Source organism: Spirosoma panaciterrae DSM 21099, from assembly GCF_000374025.1.
Taxonomy (GTDB): Bacteria; Bacteroidota; Bacteroidia; order Cytophagales; family Spirosomataceae; genus Spirosoma; species Spirosoma panaciterrae.
Map to the genome: position 1 here is coordinate 1 of NZ_KB893233.1, position 2,581 is coordinate 2,581.

3 protein-coding genes are annotated in these 2,581 nt (G+C 40.7%); all 3 read right to left on the minus strand.

From position 1 onward, the window contains the following. Positions 1 to 172 precede the first annotated feature (172 nt). A complete protein-coding gene (locus B153_RS0130820) occupies positions 173 to 748 on the minus strand; it encodes a hypothetical protein (protein ID WP_020600610.1) in 576 nt (191 codons plus the stop codon). A gap of 14 nt (positions 749 to 762) precedes the next feature. Then, complete coding sequence (locus B153_RS0130825) at positions 763 to 1,587, minus strand: hypothetical protein (RefSeq protein ID WP_020600611.1); 825 nt, start codon at positions 1,585 to 1,587, stop codon at positions 763 to 765. 380 nt (positions 1,588 to 1,967) lie between these two features. Beyond that, positions 1,968 to 2,297, minus strand: a complete 330-nt coding sequence (locus B153_RS0130830) for a DUF2185 domain-containing protein (RefSeq protein WP_020600612.1) — start codon at positions 2,295 to 2,297, stop codon at positions 1,968 to 1,970. Between the last annotated feature and the right edge of the window lie 284 nt (positions 2,298 to 2,581).

The following is a 2,581-nucleotide window of genomic DNA, read 5'->3' on the forward strand; positions in this document are numbered from 1 at the left end:
ACCAACTTAGACGAACTGACCATAGCGGTTCTGGAACAAATCAAACGCTTGGAAGAAAATCCAAAGCTGGTGCAGGCCTTCTTCCAAAAAAAGGACATAGGCTTCATTACAAGTTAATTCACAGGTCTATAAATACATTTAATTTGGACAAAACTTGTTGATGGTGTTTGCTTCAACCGAAAGGATTTAACTGGTTCTCAGAATTTGACTTTTTACTTCTTCTTTCTCTTTCTTTGCTCACGTAATTTGAAATGGTTTGTTTTAAGTCTCCTTCGTTAAACTCGTCGGCAGTCTTTTTAAATTCATCTAATGCTGCTTGTATGTTATCGATTTCTCTTTTTGCTCTTTGTTTAATAGAATCAATCACTTCGGTATTTCCAGTAATTAATTTTGTGGAATACTCTCTATAGTAAAGAGTTCTACCATCAACGTATTTTACTTGTCTATTGTAAAATTGATTTGCAACTAATGCCGCAAATAATTCTAAATCCCCTACTATCGGTACTTGAAAATAAGCAACTTCCATTGTTTGCCCCGGAGTAAAAGATATACCTGGTGGTGCATTGTGAAAACTTATCACCTCTTCTTGAATTGATACTGTTGTCCTTCCTTTATCTAAATAAGGAGTGTCAATTTTATTTGACTCATACATGCGACTTTCAATGTTTTCTGCGAACAAATCACGGTCATGAGAACCAACAATTTGTTTAGCTGTCCTAAGCAATCTTTCTTCAAAAATGTTTCTCATAAATGATTGTGCCGTTATTGTCCAATTTTCCTTACAACTTCATTCATCGTATAGTGTACAAATTGTTTCCCCAGCTCTGTTAATTCATATTGTTCTTGGTCATCAAATGCTGACTTCATTGTATTTGAAGCTGAAGAATGATTTGCTTTCGGTTTCTTCATGAAATTCCCGTAATAATCAGTCTGTATATGCTGCCGAATCACACTACCCATACTCAAATCTCGAATTAGCAGTTTGAATAGGTCAGCTTCTAAAGAATTTTCTCTAACGGATGTTCCATTAAGTTCATGCCAAATGTCATAACGAGTTACACCAGGATTTTGATAAATTACTTTAATAACAGCAAAATGAATTTCATGATACAGATTAATCCAATCTAAAAATAGCCGGATTAAATCATCTGGGACAAGTTGATGTGCTCCCGCGTTGGTCAGTAGCTTTCTGATTAATTCTCTCTTGTCAAAAGTATCCGCATTATCCCAACTTCTAAACGATTTCCGTACTATGTCCAAATACTCTTCGCTTTCTAAGCGTTCATTAATTTCTTCTGGGAAATCATCGAGTCTTTTTGCGACATCAACCAATGTTTCACCTAATAATCTCATTTTTTTGGTATGTTCACTCAGCCATTGCTCATATAATTCATTGTTTTTTACCTGCCCCTCATCAGATTTAAAGTCGGTCATCGCACTTAGAAATCCGCCTACCCAAGGGATACTTCCAAGTGCAGCTCCAAATATTTTAGAAAATATTCTTTTTCGTTTTGATTGGACGGAAGCTGCAAGCTCCTCTTTTATTTTATCCTCTACTGAAGTGTCGATAAGTGTGGGATTTGTCATATCGTAGTATTAAAATTACTGTAAACTCATAACGAATATAACTAATAAAGCTCAGGCTTTCGAGCTATGCTGGCTGTCACACGGATGCTAACCTGCAAACCTGAGTCTCACTTGTCGGGGCGCTTCTCGTGTCACACGGAGCCGGAATGAAAACCTAAAAGCTCATTGTCCGAGATGCGTCTTGTGTCGGCCGAAACCTGCCCATTACGCTATTTTTCAGCTTTTTGGCTGCTCCACCCAACGCCCGCGAGGGCTGATGGATGAGCGAGCAAGGTGACTGAACGCGAACAAGCGTCAACCTTTACACCCTCGTTTGGTTGGGCTGTCCGGCTTCCCAACCAGCGAGCATCCTGTCACCCGAAAGTTGCCCTAACGACTATTTATTCTTCAACACGCTCAAACTTATCACTACCCACCACCCGCAAAAATTCACTCCCAACTGGCGACTCTAAATATGGGAGAATGCTTGGGTCATAGTTGGCAATGGTATTGACTGAATAATAAGCTATGTTTTGAGCATCGTTAATGTACTCCTCTGATTCGGTTCCCGAAAAGAATCGCCATCCGTTATCCTGAGCTACGTCTGATTCTTCTCGATACATATAGCCAACTGGCAAGCCCTCAACCACAATCTTGTCGCTGGCCAAACAGCCACCGGGAAAATCAGTCAAAACCTTAATATCCTCTTTTCGGAGCTTATAATCTTTCATCGGTAAAATTTGCTGCCTTTCAGTGGCGCTTCCTCTGTCGCAGGCCAACCCGCATAGACACCCAAAAGTGCCAACCGGGGCGTTTGGCCTGTCAACCGAAGCCGACTAACGAGCCAAACGGCCTGACTTGTCGAGACGTGCTGTTTGTCGCACGAAAACTGACCGTTACGTTGTTTTCAGCTTGTTGAGTTCACCCAACACCAACAGGGGCTGATGGATGATAACGCTACCTCACTGAACACAAGCCACTTTCAACCTTTACACCCCTGTTTGGTTGGGCTGCA

Coding starts and splice junctions, on each gene's coding strand:
- B153_RS0130820 (WP_020600610.1), bottom strand. CDS start 748: ATGAGAAACATTTTTGAAGAAAGATTGCTTAGGACAGCTAAACAAATT.
- B153_RS0130825 (WP_020600611.1), bottom strand. CDS start 1,587: ATGACAAATCCCACACTTATCGACACTTCAGTAGAGGATAAAATAAAA.
- B153_RS0130830 (WP_020600612.1), bottom strand. CDS start 2,297: ATGAAAGATTATAAGCTCCGAAAAGAGGATATTAAGGTTTTGACTGAT.